Raw genomic sequence first — 14,186 nt, 5'->3', positions numbered from 1 at the left:
ACGTACCTACTGCCATTTTCATAGGCAATCTGGCAAATAATACTAATGCAGGAATAATGAGAAATCCTCCACCTGCTCCTACTATACCTGTAAGCACCCCGACAAAAGCCCCTTCAAGTGCGATCAATGGCAAATTGAATTTTAATTCTTCCGGTACTCCATCTTGCTTATCGAGTCCTTTCTTTTTCTTAATCATAGATATTGCTGCTGCAAACATGATTAAGGCAAAGAATACCATTATGGCTATATCTTTTGTCACCACAAGCTCCCCAATACTAAATAGCTTCTCAGGGATGGCCGGAATAATATACATACGGGTTAAATACACCGAAATAAATGATGGTATTGCAAAAACGACTGCCGCTTTATAATTAACCAGTCCCTTTCTCATAAAGGCAACTGAACCGACCAAACTTGTTGACCCTACCACAAAAAGTGAATAAGCAGTGGCAATTACGGGTGAAATCCCTAACATATAGACAAAAACCGGTACTGTAAGAATCGATCCGCCACCGCCGATAAGTCCAAGACTTACTCCAATAATTACCGCTGATATAAGTGCTCCTATAAACATTTTTATTTAATTTTTCCACAAAGCTAATCCTGTGGAGCGCGCGAAACTGTGATTAATGTTACAGTATCCAAAATTCACATAAATATTTCTTTATCATAAAAAAAGAAGATAAATAAAATGAAAATATTATTAGTTGGTGCTACCGGAACAATCGGCAATCCTTTATATCATCATTTTTCTAAAGAGCATGAAGTGATTGGTGTGAGTAGAAATGATTGCGATATTAAAGCAGATATTACAAAACCGAATACGATCAAAGAAATGTTTCAAAGAGTAAAAGATATTGATGCTGTAATATCTGCTACTGGCGGTGCGTTTTTCGGTCCATTGAATGATCTTGATTATGATAAAGGAATGGACAGCTTCGCTAATAAGGCCATGGGGCAAATTAATCTTATCCTTGAGGGCCAGCATTTTCTTAAAAAAGGAAGTTCTTTTTCTATTATTAGTGGAATATTATCTGAAGATCCCATAAAAAATTCTTCGGCTCTGGCAATGGTTAACGGAGCTATAAATTCTTTCGTAAAAGCAGCTTCAATGGAATTATTTGACAAAGGAATCAGGGTTAATGCAATCTCTCCCGGCCTTGTTGAGGATTCTGCAGAAGATCTTGGTGAGGCTTTCCCGGGTCATAATCCTGTTAGTATGGCAAGAGTGATAAAAGCATATGAAAAAAGCGTGATGGGATTAGTAAATGGAGAAATTATTAAAGTATATTAATAGGACTTTTAAATAGCAGATTTTTCAACTTATAATAATAAAACTCCTATGTCTATATTTGATGGCCTCATGGGCAATGCTTCTGAAATTCCATTGAAAAAAATCTATTCGGAATTTTCACAGGTATTAATTGAAGGCGAAGAGCTACATAAAGCATATAAGATTATAAGAGATGTTTTTGTGTTTACAAACAAACGACTAATCCTGGTTAATAAACAAGGTATTACCGGTAAAAAAAGAGAATATTTAACAATCCCCTATCATAGTATTATCAGATTTTCTAAAGAGAGTTCCGGACTTCTGGACTTTGATGCGGAACTTAAAATCTGGATCAGAGGCCAGGCCGAACCAATCGCTAAGGATTTTAAGGACGACAATAACATCAACGAAATATATAAATTATTAAGTCAATATACCCTTTAGTTTCATAACCTTTTATTAAACTATCCCGTTATTTACTGTAACATTTGTTTAAACAAATATAAATGTTGTAAATTATGAAAAAAGTCATCCATAAATCAAATAGCAGAGGTCATGCTGATCATGGCTGGTTAAATTCCTGGCATTCATTCAGCTTTGCAAATTATTATAATCCTGAAAGAATGCATTTTGGAGTTTTAAGAGTTCTTAATGATGATACTGTTGCCCCGGCCATGGGTTTTGGAAAACATCCACACGACAATATGGAAATTATATCTATTCCTCTTAGTGGTGACCTGGAACACGCTGATAATATGGGTAATAAACAAGTTATCAAAGAAGGCGATGTTCAGGTAATGAGTGCAGGTACCGGTATTATGCACAGTGAAAAGAACAAAAACAACGATCAGGAAGTTAAGTTCTTACAGATATGGGTTTTTCCAAATAAGAAAGATGTTGAACCCCGATATGATCAACAATCTTTTAAAAAGAAAATAGAATTAATAAATGGCAGCAGGTCTTATCTCCTGATAAAGACGATGAGGGAGTCTGGATTCACCAGGACGCCTGGTTTAGTTTATCGTCACTGGAAAAAGGCAAAGATCTTTCTTACGAAATTAAAAGAAAGGATAATGGTGCCTACCTATTCCTGTTAGAAGGTGATTTGGAAATAGATGGCGAAAAAATAAGTAAAAGAGATGCTGTAGGAATCTGGGACACTGAAAATTTTAATATAAAAGCAAGCCAGGATTCTGAGATTCTTGTTATGGACATACCAATGAAACTATCGTAATTATGGAAGCTTTAGAAAAAATAGATATATCACAACATAAAGAAAAAATTGCTGACACTACTTACCCGGTATTAGATGTTATTAAAAACAGATGGAGCACGCGGTCTTTTAAAGATCTTTCGATCAGTGATGAAACTTTGACAAATCTTTTTGAAGCTGCATCATGGGCGGCAAGTAGCAGGAATGAGCAGCCATGGGAATATATTTATGCACATAAAGGAACGGAAGGTTTTAATAAGCTAGCAGATTGCCTGATGGAAGGAAACCGATGGGCTAAAGATGCCCCAGTCCTCATTTTAAGTATAGCTAAAAAAACCTTTAGCAGAAATAATAAACCAAACGCTCATTATTTCCATGATACGGGAGCTGCAAATACTACTATGTTATTACAAGCTGTAAACATGGGAATATTAGGTCATATGATGGCAGGATTTGACAAAGACAAAACGATCGAAAATTTAGGTATTGATGAAAACCATGAACCAGTATGTTTTATAGCTTTGGGATATCCAGATGAGCCAGATAATTTAGAGGACCCATTTAAAGAAAGAGAACAAGGTAGCAGATCGAGAAAATCCGTTAATGAGTTTGTTTCGAAGATTTAATAAAGTAAAAAAAAGGAGCGTCAAAAACGCTCCTTTTTTATTCGAATTCTTTACAATCTTCACTTGATTGGTAAACCGCAGCTCCCTGCTGGTAAACCAGTTTTGCTCCCAAATGCCCCACATATCCAGTAAAAAATAATGAAAGCAAAAGTGCTACTGCTGATATTATTTTCACATATTTAGAAAGAGGATCGTTGAAGACCACGGATATGAAAAATAATATAGTCCCGATTGTAAATGACCAACCTAAAAAGTACCCAAAATATTCATGGTCGTTTTTAACTGTCGGATCGCATAAATCTCTCCCTACAATTTCATAGGCTTCGTTCCCCGTCCAGATGGCCAACCATATGAACGGCACGCCTGCAAATAGGAGTAATTTGGAAGCAGATGTTAAAAACGAAAATTTTCGATTTAATTGTGGAATCATAGAGCAAAGCCCTAAAATAGATCCAATAACAATTAAACCAATAGGTAAGTGAACAGTCAATGGATGCCACAATTCAGGCCTCCACATTCCCGGTACTTCTGCCATATTAATCGGTAATAGTTACTGATATAGGTACAACTTTCTGACCTTGTTTCTCAACATCGACAGTTACAGAAGTTCCTGCAGAAAGCATAGAAAAATCAACAGATTCTCCATCTTTCATTAACTGTGTATCATCAGTAAAATATAATTCTAATGTTTTATCATCATCAGTCTTCACGTAGATTTCTACTTCATCAGCATTTACTTTTTCAATTGTACCTGAATAAGTACCAGTTTCTACTACGTCGGAATGACTTCCTCCACAGGATACTAAGACAAATAATAATGATAATGTTAGAGCGGTGATTTTAAATAGTTGCTTGTTCATAATCTTATAAATTTTTAAGTGCGCAAATTAATGAACATTATCTACTTATAATAATGATGACTATTAATCTATTTTAAATTCTGTGCTATTTCAGGATTTGTATTTTATAGATCCTTTCTGATGATTCTTCGCCATTTAAACAATAGTTAATGGAACCGAATCCATTTAAACTTAAATTATCTTTTGCAAATTTTGTAGCCTCATAGTGAAGTATCAATCCGATTTCATCATCCTTATTGACTACTTGAAAATCATCACCCAATTTTTGCTTTAAGAAATCCATCCTCAGTCTGGCACTCAAAACATAAACTGATGTATCTTCTCCTTCTAATTTAAACTCAAAAATCATAAACAATATAGCTGGTTAAATATCAATGTTATTGATTTTAAGGCATGGAAATTAATATGTAATCTTCTTTTTACAAAAAAAAATCTGATATTTAAATCAAAACATTGTACTATTTAACAATCAACAAGCTCAGAATATAATAAATAGATTTTAAGTTATAACTTTTAAAAGATTGAGAAAAGCGAAAATTTAAAGTTTAATTTTCTTTAATTATAATTTTGAAAAGTTGAATCCTTAAAATCAGTAACCACAGGAATATAATACTGTAATATTTTGACTTTTTCTCCATCTAATAATACCATGAATAAATCTCCATATTGATCGTCCTCAAATTGCTGAAACCTATCTTCTCCAATTAGTTCGTTGATCAGAAAAGGAATAGTATTTGAATGACCGGATACGAGTATAGTGTTTCCCTTTTCATCTTCTTTCAGTTTGGCTGAAAAATTCTCATTACTTGGTGATGGTTCATATTGCATGATAACCAGGCTATTTAAATCAGCTAGTGGTTTAACCGTTTGGATAGTTCTTTTATAGTCAGTTGAATAAATGGCATCAAACTCAATATTTTTAAGCATTGAGGTTAAAGTCTTAACTCGTTTTATACCAATCTTAGATAATTCCGGATCCTTGTTCAACGTATCTTTCTCAGCATGTCTTGTTAAGAAAATTATTGTAGGTTCAACTTCTGGTTTATCTGAAAATTGCCCTGAATCATCAGTTTTCTCTATACAGGAAATAAAAAACATGAATGTGATTATCAGGAAAAAACATCTTTTTAATTTCATTTTTTAGCTGAGTTAATTAATGTTATGCAAAAGTAAATTATTAATAATAATGATAGAATACACTCAGAATATCAAAGTTTTACCGGGCCATATTGATGAATTGGGACATGTTAATAACATCATTTATCTAAAATGGGTACAGGAAACTGCCAAATCACATTGGGAAACTGTTGCTTCCAGTAAAATGCAGTTAGAATATTTATGGGTTGTGCTAAGGCATGAGATCGATTATAAATCAGAAATTTTTGCCGATGATATTGTCAAAACCAAAACGAAAGTAATAAATATCAAAGGTCCATTATCCAAAAGATCTGTAGAAATATATAGTAACGATAAGTTGGCTGCAAAAGCAATAACTACGTGGTGTCTCCTGAATAAAACTACACGAAAGCCAATTCAAATACCGGAAGAATTCGCTCAATTATTCTTATAATTTATTAGTTGAGAAGGTGTCTCCGTAGGATAGATCACCCGATTCGTAACCACGTTTAAACCATCTAATACGTTGCTCTGATGTTCCATGAGTGAATGCATCAGGAACTACCCTGCCCTGCATTTGCTTTTGTAACCTGTCATCTCCAATGGCATTCGCTGCATTGATCGCTTCTTCAAGGTCTCCTTGTTCTAGAATGTCAAACATTTCATCTGCTCTTCTCGCCCAGTATCCAGCTAAAAAGTCAGCTTGTAATTCTAGCCTTACTGATAATTTATTGTATTCTTTCTGACTTAACCGATTTCTTTGGCTATGTACTTTATCTGTGTATCCAAGTAAATTTTGCACATGATGACCTACTTCATGAGCTATTACGTATGCCATGGCAAAATCTCCGGGCGCACCAAATCGATTTTGAAGTTCATTATAAAAACTAAGATCAATATAAACTCTTTGATCTGCAGGACAATAAAACGGGCCAGTGGCTGCTCCTGCAAAACCACAACCAGATTGAACCTGATCAGTAAAAAGAACTAATGTGGGCTCAGGATAATCTTCTCCATATTCCTCCATAAACACTTCATTCCAGACATCTTCAGTATCCGCTAAAACTACTTTTGTGAATTCTGCTAATTCATTCTCTTCTGCAGTTGTTTCATATCTATTTTCAACTGTCAATGAACTTACTCCGGATGATGCCTCAAAAAGTTGAAGTGGATTAAGTCCAAAAATCCAGGATAATAAGAGAATAATAATTATTCCTCCACATCCTAATGATCCGCCTCTTCCTAATGATCTACCACGCCTGTCATCGACATTACTACTGGTTCTGCGTCCTTTCCATTTCATAGATTACAAAGTCTTATAATATAATTTAATCAATATTCACTTTAATTTTAATAGCATTAAATGGAGAAATTAAAATTAAATAACATTTGTTGAAACAAATGTCGCCCTAGTAAGTACATATTTAAAACAAATATATATTTAGATGAATAAACTTAGCATCTCCGATACTTCATTCGAAAAAGAAATAGAAAAACACCCAAACTTATTAATCAGGTTTACTGCAGAATGGTGCGGAACATGTAAATCCACCCAGAATGCATTCGATAAATTTGTTTCTGATGGAGAATTCCAGGATTATAAAGTAGCTGAAATGAATGCTCCTGAAAGTCCAAAAGCCCGATTAAAAGCTGGTGTTTATGCAGTCCCCTATTATGCTATATATAGAGATGGGAAACTATTAGAGGGCATATCCACTACCAGTCTTAATGAAATTAAAGATTTAACAGAACAATTAGCATCAAGATAATAGTTCAGATTCAAACTACTATTTATCTAAGCTTTAATATTAATTAGGATTTCAAACCTAATAACAGGCTTAACCAGCCTGTTTGTTTTGGCACCTAATTACTTTATCGCCACAACCACATATTTTTCTAACAAAAATGTGTAAATTCTATTATATAATAAGTTGTAACTCTAATTAATAACCATGTCTGTTGATAAAATCATTTCAAATATAAAAGAAAGGAATCCTCATCAGCCCGAATTCATTCAATCTGTAGATGAAGTGATTGAATCACTGACTCCGGTGCTTGAAAAAAAGGATATCTTTAGAAAATACAAAATTCTCGAGCGTCTGACTGAGCCAGAAAGATTGATATCATTCAGGGTAAACTGGTTGGATGACAACGGGGAAATACATGTTAACAGAGGATATAGAGTACAAATGAATAGTGCCTTGGGTCCCTTTAAAGGTGGTCTTAGATTTCATCCATCCGTGAACTATTCGATATTAAAATTTCTTGCTTTCGAACAGACATTCAAAAATGCTCTCACGGGAATGCCTTTAGGTAGTGGCAAAGGTGGTGCAGATTTTAATCCTAAAGGAAAATCAGATGAAGAGATTATGAGATTTTGCCAAAATTTCATGAATGAACTATTTAGGCATATGGGTCAATTTACGGATATCCCTGCCGGTGATATAGGAGTTGGCAATCGGGAAATTGGGTTTTTATTTGGGCAATATAAAAAATTAAGAAATGAATTTGCAGGAGTTATTACGGGTAAAAATGTACGTTGGGGTGGTTCGTGGGTAAGAACTGAAGCAACAGGATTTGGATTAATCTATTTTGCCTGTAATATGCTGAGTACTCAAAATGACTCTTTAGAAGGAAAAAATTGCCTGGTTTCCGGTGCCGGAAATGTAGCCCAGCATGCGATTGAAAAAATCATCGAAATGGGTGGAAAACCGTTGACAGTATCAGATTCCTCTGGCTTCATTTATGATGAAGAGGGTATTGACAAAGATAAGCTGAAGGTAATTATGAAAATCAAAAATGAGGACCGGGGCCGGATAAAAGAATATCTTGAACATTATTCAAACGCAGAATATCACGAGAATAAAGACGATGAGGATTATAACCCTCTATGGGATATAAAAGCAGATTGTGCATTCCCTTGTGCTACTCAGAATGAAATAAATAAAAAAGATGCTGAAAATCTGGTCAACAACAATATAATGTTAATTGCAGAAGGAGCTAATATGCCTGTTACAAAAGAAGGTGTTCAGGTATTTCAAGATTCAGATGTTATGTACGCACAGGGTAAAGCATCTAATGCAGGAGGTGTCGCTGTTTCAAGTATCGAAATGACTCAAAACCGTATGGGAGAAAGCTGGAGCCGCGAAAAAGTAAATAAGCAATTGATGAATATCATGAATACCATTCATAAAGATTGCACAAAAGCTGCTGAAGAATATGGATTTAAGAAAACAAATTATGTCCATGGAGCAAACATTGCCGGATTTACCAGAGTTGCACATGCCATGATCGAGCAGGGACTGACCTGATCAATTATAAAAACATCCTAATTAGGTTGAATCTTTTTCTCCGGAAGAACTCTTAATCACTTTCCGTAATATTTTTTATGGTGTAATAATTCTTATCTCAATTATTTGATTCATAATTGAAATGAATATTATATTGCATTATAGTTAATATCAACTATTCTAATTAGTTAGTACAAGATTTTTTAACCGGACTGAAAGCTATTGATCGCAGATTTCTTTTGAGTTTTTAAGCACCATAATTCAGGTCCCCATTTAATAATAAGTATGAAAAAAGTATTAATGCTCCTCTGTGCCCTTTTCCTGACTTTAGGATGCAACAAAAATAGTGATGATTTTAGTAGTCAAAAAGGGTTATTTGTCGATTATATAAACTCTTATACCGGAGGAGTGATCTCGGTGGGGAGTAATATTAAAGTTCGCCTGGCCAAGTCTTTCCCTGATAGCCTTATTGAGGAATTGAATTCTGATGTTTTTAGCTTCTCTCCTTCTATCGATGGCAAATCTTATTTTGAAAATAACAACACCTTAGTATTCGAACCACAAGCTAATCTTCCTTATGACCAGGAATATAAAGCAACTATTGATTTGGGCAAAATATTCACTGAGATCGAATCAGATAAAGAAGAATTTAAATTCATCTTCCAGACATTCATACAAAACTATGAAGCTTCAATCCGAGGATTCAAATATTACGATCAATCAGACCTATCAAAAGTTAAGATCAATGGAGTTATTAATACCGCTGACATAGTTAAATTAGAAGACCTGAAAAAAACTATAGAAGCAACCCAAAACGGAAACGAATTAGATGTTTCGTTTACAACTTCTGAGAATTCTACAGAACATATTTTCACAGTTGAGAATGCAAAAAGAAATAGTGCAGATGATAAAGTAAATATCGAAATCGATGGAAGTGCTATTGGTGTTGACAAGAAAATGAAATTTGATGTGGCTATTCCTGAAAAAGGTGACTTCCAGGTTTCTTCTGCTAAAATAATTCGTGGAGATGAAAGCTATATTTCAATCCTTTTTACTGAACCAGTGGATAGCAAACAGAATTTATTAGGGTTAATAAGTTTATCAAACACCAATAAAAACCCCAGATTGGTGGTAGATTTAAACGAAATAAAGGTTTATCCAAGTGGCCAGCCTAAAGATGATATTACTCTCACAGTAAATCAGGGTATAAAAAACATTAATGGGATCAGGCTTGCCAATACATTTACTAAAACATTAAAATTTACCCAGGCTAAGCCTAAAGTTAAATTGGTAAATAGCAGTGATAAGTCAATCATACCAAACTCAGATAACCTGGTATTGCCTTTTGAAGCAATTGGTTTAAAAGCTGTCGATGTTACCATTGTCAGGATCTTTGAAAATAACATGCTACAATACCTTCAGGTAAATAGCCTTGGAGGTGACAGACAATTAAATCGGGTAGGGCGGCCTGTGGCTAGAAAAACAATCTCACTAAAAGCCAGTGGCGTAACCGATCTGAATAATTGGAATCAGTTTACTTTAAACCTTGAAGAAGTCTTTAAAGCTGAGCCCGGAGCTTTTTACCAGATCAATATTGGCTTCAGAAAGTCGCATTCACTTTATTTCTGTGAAGGAGAATCCAAAAATGGCAACATGGAAGATCTTTCCGAAGACTGGGATGGTGAAGAACAGTCATCATACTGGGATTATTACGACAGCTATTATTCACCGGGATATGACTGGTCACAAAGAGATAACCCTTGTAGCGATTCTTACTATGGGCGAAGAAGAACAGTCAGTAAAATGCTTTTTTCTTCAGACCTTGGGTTAATTGCTAAGAAAAGAGACGGAGGTGATCTTTCTGTGTTTGTCACTAACCTTTTAGATACAGAACCTCAAAGCAATGTCAAAATCGATGTTTATGATTACCAACAACAGGTCATAGCTTCTGGAAATACAGATTCTGACGGAAAGGTTTTACTAAAAGTTGACGGTAAACCGTTTGCTCTGGTCGCATCACAAGAAAATAAAAAAGGATACTTAAAACTGGATGATGGAAGTGCATTGTCATTAAGCAATTTCAACGTTGCCGGAAAAAATGTTCAGAAAGGGCTGAAAGGTTTTATTTATGGAGAAAGAGGAGTGTGGAGACCAGGTGATACTGTCCATCTCCATTTTATCATCGAAGATAAATCCAAAACCCTTCATGAAAATCATCCGGTAATTATGGAATTGTATAATCCTGCCGGACAGCTAACGTACAAAAAAGTTAGTTCTAACAGTATCGGACCAATATACAGGTTTGATTTCGATACCAAAAAAGATGCTCCGACTGGTAATTGGTCAGCCAAAGCCAAAGTAGGTGGTGCCGTTTTCCAAAAGCAGGTCAAAATTGAAACCATCAAACCAAACCGATTGAAGATCGACCTTAAATTTGATCAGGAAAGATTTACTGCTGATGATGATTTGGTTACAGCAGACCTCAATGTAAAATGGTTGACAGGAGCAACAGCTAGAAATCTGGATGCAGAATTTGATTTGCTGTTAAGACCAACTAATACTACTTTCGAAGAGTTTCCTAACTATGAATTTGACGACCAATCAAAAGATTTTAATGCAAACAGAGAACCAGTTTTTGAAGGAACCCTCGATAACAATGGTTACACAAAACTCAAAGTAGAATTAGGTGAGAACAAAAATGCGCCTGGTGCTTTAAATGCGATTTTCTATGGTAAGGTTTATGAAGAGGGTGGGAATTTCAGTATTAGCAGTACTTCAATTCCTTATTATCCATACACTCATTTTGTAGGTATAAAAGTTCCTCAGGGTGATAAGCGAGGGATGCTACTGACCGACAAAGACCATAAAGTTCAGGTTGCTACAGTAAATTCCAAAGGCAACCCGGTATCAAGAAAAGATCTGACTGTTTCTGTATATAAACTCAGATGGAGATGGTGGTGGGATAATTCCTATGAAAACATCAGTAATTATATAGGCAGGAGTTATAATGAACCTATTTCCACTCAAAAAATAAGTACGGTTAATGGGAGAGCTGTTTACAATCTGAGAGTGAACAAACCGGAATGGGGAAGATATTTTATCAAGATAACAGACAAAGAATCAGGTCATTCAGCTGGGCAGGTGGTGTATATTGACTGGCCTGGATGGGCAGGAAAAGGCCAAAGAGGAGAGCTTGGTGGTGAAGCAATGCTGGATTTCGCTGTCGATAAAGATAAATATAATGTCGGAGATAACGTTTCATTACAAATTCCATCTACTGAAGGTAACAGACTTCTCGTCAGTCTGGAAACGGGAAGTGAGATTCTGGAAACATTTTGGGTTGAAACTGAATCTGGTCAGACAAGGGTCGAATTTGAAGCAACTGAAAAAATGGCTCCGAATATATATGCTCATCTTACGATGATCCAGCCTCATGGTCAGAAAGAAAACGATCTACCTATAAGATTGTATGGGGTGAAATCAATTAAGGTGGTAAATAATAATACCATTCTTGAGCCAGAGATAAAGATGCCTTCAGAAATAAAACCCCAACAAAAATTTGATATAAAAATTTCTGAGAAAAATGGAAAAGCAATGGCATATACGATCGCTGTTGTTGATGAAGGACTACTTGATATTACGAATTTCAAGACTCCGGAACCATGGAATTCCTTTTATTCGCGTGAAGCTTTAGGTATCAAAACCTGGGATATTTATGATGATGTTATGGGAGCCTTTACAGGCGAAATGCTTCATCTCTTAGCTGTTGGTGGTGACGGATTACTAAAAGCTAAAGACAATAATGAAGCAAACAGATTCAAACCGGTGGTTAAGGTTTTAGGTCCTTTTTACCTTGAGGAAGGTGAAACAGCAAACCACAATGTAAAGATGCCTCAATACATTGGTAGTGTCAGAACTATGGTGATTGGTGCTGAAGATGGCGCCTACGGCCATGCACAGAATACAACCCCGGTTAAACAGCCACTAATGGTTCTTGCCACACTTCCTCGAGTTGCAGGTCCAAAGGAAAAAATGAAACTGCCTGTTAACGTTTTTGCACTTAAAAAGAATCTGGGTGCTGTTAATATAAAAGTAAAAACCAGCGGTAACCTTAAAGTTTCAGGTACCTCTGATAAATCTGTTTCTTTCTCCAAGGCCAGTGATAAAGTTATATACTTTGATCTTGAAGCAACAGATGAAACAGGCATCGGAAAAGTTCAAGTAATAGCCACGGGTTCAGGCCTTCGTGCTGAATATGACATTGAAATGAATGTCATCGCCCGAAATCCTTTGATGACTGATGTTAAAGATCAAGTAATTAAACCGGGAGAAAGCTGGTCAACAAAATATACTCCTTTTGGAATTAAAGGAAATAATACTGGTTCTATCGAAATCAGTACAATGCCCCCATTAAACATTGAACAGCGCATGAAATACCTGGTAAGATACCCTCATGGCTGTATCGAGCAAACCACTTCTGCTGTTTTTGCTCAGTTATATTTGGATGATCTGACGGAATTATCAGGTGAAGAGAAACAGAAAATCCAAAAAAATATTGAGGCCGGAATTGATAGAATGAAATCTTTCAGGGTATCAACCGGAGGTTTTGCCTATTGGCCGGGTGGTAATTATGCATCTAACTGGGGTACTAATTATGCCGGTCACTTCTTGATCGAAGCAAAAAAGGCCGGATACATGGTGCCTGATAATCTTCTGAATTCATGGGAAAAATATCAGAAAACTAAAGCCAGATCCTGGGGAAGAATGCAAGACGATAATGATACTGATCTGACTCAGGCTTACAGGTTATATACACTTGCATTAACCGGATCTCCGGCCCTGGGTGCGATGAATAGAATGAAAGAAGATAATTCTATCAGCCTTGCAGCAAAATGGCGACTTGCTTTAGCATATGCTGTGGCTGGATATAAAGATCAGGGAAAAAATATGATCAGTGGATTATCTCAAAACATTGAAATATCTGATGAAAGAAGGCACTATACATTTGGCTCGAGAACAAGGGATAAGGCAATGATCCTGGAAACGTTGGTCAGGTTAGACCAAAAAGAAGATGCTTTTTTACTTCTGATGGATATTGCAAAAGAAATGGGTGATAATAGCCGATGGATGAGTACTCAAACTACTGCTTACAGTTTTATTGCAATAGCTAAGTACGTCCAGGGATTTGATATAGATAAACCGGTAAATGCAGAAATCATTACCGGCAGTGATCAATTAGCAGTAAACAATGACTATTTCATTAACCAGGTAGCAATAAAAAAAGTTGATGATTCTCAAAATATCAAAATCAACAATAAAGGCAATGCTCCAATCTATGCGCGACTTATCCGAACCGGGACACCTGTAGAAGGTAAGGAAGAAGCATCAGAACGCAACATTGATTTCAAGGTTGATTATTATGATATGGATGGAAATGCAATTAACCCTAAGAGTCTAGCACAGGGAACAAATTTCACTGCCGTAGTGACAATAACCAATCCGGGAATTAAAGGTAACTATAAAGACATGGCATTGACACAAATCCTTCCCTCAGGTTGGGAGATAATTAATACCCGACTCGATGGCTCAGATAACGGAAATTCAAAAGCAGATTACATTGATATTCGCGATGACCGGACAATGCATTATTTTGACCTGAGGGCTTATGAAAAGGTGAAATTTGAGGTGCTTTTAAATGCAGCTTACCGTGGTAGATTTTACAAGCCATCGGTAAAAGTTGAAGCAATGTATGACAATTCAGTATTTGGATCGACAGGTGGAGAGTGGGTTGAGGTAATAGCTGAATAA

General features: G+C 35.8%; 15 protein-coding genes (1 of these 15 running past the window's edge). 9 read left to right on the top strand and 6 right to left on the bottom strand.

The features are described 5' to 3' along the window. A protein-coding gene (locus DCC35_RS05400; protein ID WP_137089822.1) for a sulfite exporter TauE/SafE family protein crosses the window boundary here: on the bottom strand, positions 1 to 574 show its 5' portion. The gene continues 233 nt to the left of window position 1, outside the view; 574 of the gene's 807 nt are visible here — the first part of the coding sequence; the start codon lies at positions 572 to 574; its stop codon lies off the left edge, out of view. 117 nt (positions 575 to 691) lie between these two features. On the opposite strand from DCC35_RS05400, the gene DCC35_RS05395 reads away from it, so the two are divergent. From DCC35_RS05395 to DCC35_RS05380, 5 genes are all read left to right on the top strand, one after another. Continuing rightward, positions 692 to 1,294, top strand: coding sequence for a short chain dehydrogenase (locus DCC35_RS05395; protein ID WP_137089821.1), 603 nt, complete (start codon positions 692 to 694; stop codon positions 1,292 to 1,294). Between the two features lie 48 nt (positions 1,295 to 1,342). Beyond that, the gene (locus DCC35_RS05390; protein ID WP_137089820.1) at positions 1,343 to 1,717 is read left to right on the top strand and encodes a PH domain-containing protein; all 375 of its coding nucleotides are present in this window, start codon (positions 1,343 to 1,345) and stop codon (positions 1,715 to 1,717) included. A 74-nt stretch (positions 1,718 to 1,791) separates the two neighbouring features. Continuing rightward, the gene (locus DCC35_RS05385; protein WP_317128990.1) at positions 1,792 to 2,370 is read left to right on the top strand and encodes a pirin family protein; all 579 of its coding nucleotides are present in this window, start codon (positions 1,792 to 1,794) and stop codon (positions 2,368 to 2,370) included. Next, the gene (locus DCC35_RS21765) at positions 2,268 to 2,507 is read left to right on the top strand and encodes a pirin family protein (RefSeq protein ID WP_317129013.1); all 240 of its coding nucleotides are present in this window, start codon (positions 2,268 to 2,270) and stop codon (positions 2,505 to 2,507) included. Before DCC35_RS05385 ends, DCC35_RS21765 begins: the two co-directional genes overlap by 103 nt. Before the next feature lie 2 nt (positions 2,508 to 2,509). Further along, on the top strand, positions 2,510 to 3,112 hold the full coding sequence (locus DCC35_RS05380; protein ID WP_137089819.1) for a nitroreductase family protein: 603 nt from the start codon (positions 2,510 to 2,512) through the stop codon (positions 3,110 to 3,112). Between the two features lie 37 nt (positions 3,113 to 3,149). Here DCC35_RS05380 and DCC35_RS05375 read toward each other — a convergent pair whose 3' ends face one another. From DCC35_RS05375 to DCC35_RS05360, 4 genes are all read right to left on the bottom strand, one after another. Beyond that, on the bottom strand, positions 3,150 to 3,647 hold the full coding sequence (locus tag DCC35_RS05375) for a DUF2231 domain-containing protein (protein WP_137089818.1): 498 nt from the start codon (positions 3,645 to 3,647) through the stop codon (positions 3,150 to 3,152). 1 nt (position 3,648) lies between these two features. Next, on the bottom strand, positions 3,649 to 3,972 hold the full coding sequence (locus DCC35_RS05370; RefSeq protein WP_137089817.1) for a hypothetical protein: 324 nt from the start codon (positions 3,970 to 3,972) through the stop codon (positions 3,649 to 3,651). Positions 3,973 to 4,057: 85 nt separating this feature from the next. After that, positions 4,058 to 4,321: a hypothetical protein gene (locus DCC35_RS05365; protein ID WP_137089816.1), complete on the bottom strand. Its 264-nt coding sequence runs from the start codon at positions 4,319 to 4,321 to the stop codon at positions 4,058 to 4,060. A 206-nt stretch (positions 4,322 to 4,527) separates the two neighbouring features. Continuing rightward, the gene (locus tag DCC35_RS05360) at positions 4,528 to 5,109 is read right to left on the bottom strand and encodes a SixA phosphatase family protein (RefSeq protein ID WP_137089815.1); all 582 of its coding nucleotides are present in this window, start codon (positions 5,107 to 5,109) and stop codon (positions 4,528 to 4,530) included. Between the two features lie 49 nt (positions 5,110 to 5,158). On the opposite strand from DCC35_RS05360, the gene DCC35_RS05355 reads away from it, so the two are divergent. Further along, complete coding sequence (locus DCC35_RS05355; protein WP_175402722.1) at positions 5,159 to 5,542, top strand: acyl-CoA thioesterase; 384 nt, start codon at positions 5,159 to 5,161, stop codon at positions 5,540 to 5,542. On the opposite strand, the gene ypfJ is transcribed toward DCC35_RS05355, so the two are convergent. Then, a complete protein-coding gene (gene ypfJ, locus DCC35_RS05350) occupies positions 5,537 to 6,391 on the bottom strand; it encodes a KPN_02809 family neutral zinc metallopeptidase (protein ID WP_137089813.1) in 855 nt (284 codons plus the stop codon). The two genes, DCC35_RS05355 and ypfJ, sit on opposite strands and share 6 nt — an antisense overlap. 142 nt (positions 6,392 to 6,533) lie before the next feature. Here ypfJ and DCC35_RS05345 point away from each other — a divergent pair, with 142 nt between their 5' ends. The 3 genes from DCC35_RS05345 (at position 6,534) to DCC35_RS05335 (ending at position 14,186) form a co-directional block, all read left to right on the top strand. Beyond that, positions 6,534 to 6,857 carry a thioredoxin family protein gene (locus tag DCC35_RS05345; RefSeq protein WP_137089812.1) on the top strand — a complete coding sequence of 108 codons (324 nt, stop codon included), beginning with the start codon at positions 6,534 to 6,536 and terminating at the stop codon, positions 6,855 to 6,857. Positions 6,858 to 7,040: 183 nt separating this feature from the next. Beyond that, entirely contained in the window at positions 7,041 to 8,399 is a 1,359-nt protein-coding gene (gene gdhA, locus DCC35_RS05340; RefSeq protein WP_137089811.1) for an NADP-specific glutamate dehydrogenase, read from the top strand. Between the two features lie 264 nt (positions 8,400 to 8,663). Continuing rightward, the gene (locus tag DCC35_RS05335) at positions 8,664 to 14,186 is read left to right on the top strand and encodes an MG2 domain-containing protein (protein WP_137089810.1); all 5,523 of its coding nucleotides are present in this window, start codon (positions 8,664 to 8,666) and stop codon (positions 14,184 to 14,186) included.

Origin of the sequence: Mangrovivirga cuniculi (assembly GCF_005166025.1) — a bacterium.
GTDB lineage: Bacteria > Bacteroidota > Bacteroidia > Cytophagales > Cyclobacteriaceae > Mangrovivirga > Mangrovivirga cuniculi.
The sequence above is the reverse complement of the archived record's forward strand: the minus strand, read 5'-3'. Positions and strand labels throughout refer to the sequence as shown.

Coding starts and splice junctions, on each gene's coding strand:
- DCC35_RS05345 (WP_137089812.1), top strand. CDS start 6,534: ATGAATAAACTTAGCATCTCCGATACTTCATTCGAAAAAGAAATAGAA.
- DCC35_RS05395 (WP_137089821.1), top strand. CDS start 692: ATGAAAATATTATTAGTTGGTGCTACCGGAACAATCGGCAATCCTTTA.
- DCC35_RS05370 (WP_137089817.1), bottom strand. CDS start 3,972: ATGAACAAGCAACTATTTAAAATCACCGCTCTAACATTATCATTATTA.
- DCC35_RS05360 (WP_137089815.1), bottom strand. CDS start 5,109: ATGAAATTAAAAAGATGTTTTTTCCTGATAATCACATTCATGTTTTTT.
- ypfJ (WP_137089813.1), bottom strand. CDS start 6,391: ATGAAATGGAAAGGACGCAGAACCAGTAGTAATGTCGATGACAGGCGT.
- DCC35_RS05375 (WP_137089818.1), bottom strand. CDS start 3,647: ATGGCAGAAGTACCGGGAATGTGGAGGCCTGAATTGTGGCATCCATTG.
- DCC35_RS05385 (WP_317128990.1), top strand. CDS start 1,792: ATGAAAAAAGTCATCCATAAATCAAATAGCAGAGGTCATGCTGATCAT.
- DCC35_RS05390 (WP_137089820.1), top strand. CDS start 1,343: ATGTCTATATTTGATGGCCTCATGGGCAATGCTTCTGAAATTCCATTG.
- DCC35_RS05335 (WP_137089810.1), top strand. CDS start 8,664: ATGAAAAAAGTATTAATGCTCCTCTGTGCCCTTTTCCTGACTTTAGGA.
- DCC35_RS05355 (WP_175402722.1), top strand. CDS start 5,159: ATGATAGAATACACTCAGAATATCAAAGTTTTACCGGGCCATATTGAT.
- DCC35_RS05380 (WP_137089819.1), top strand. CDS start 2,510: ATGGAAGCTTTAGAAAAAATAGATATATCACAACATAAAGAAAAAATT.
- DCC35_RS05365 (WP_137089816.1), bottom strand. CDS start 4,321: ATGATTTTTGAGTTTAAATTAGAAGGAGAAGATACATCAGTTTATGTT.
- gdhA (WP_137089811.1), top strand. CDS start 7,041: ATGTCTGTTGATAAAATCATTTCAAATATAAAAGAAAGGAATCCTCAT.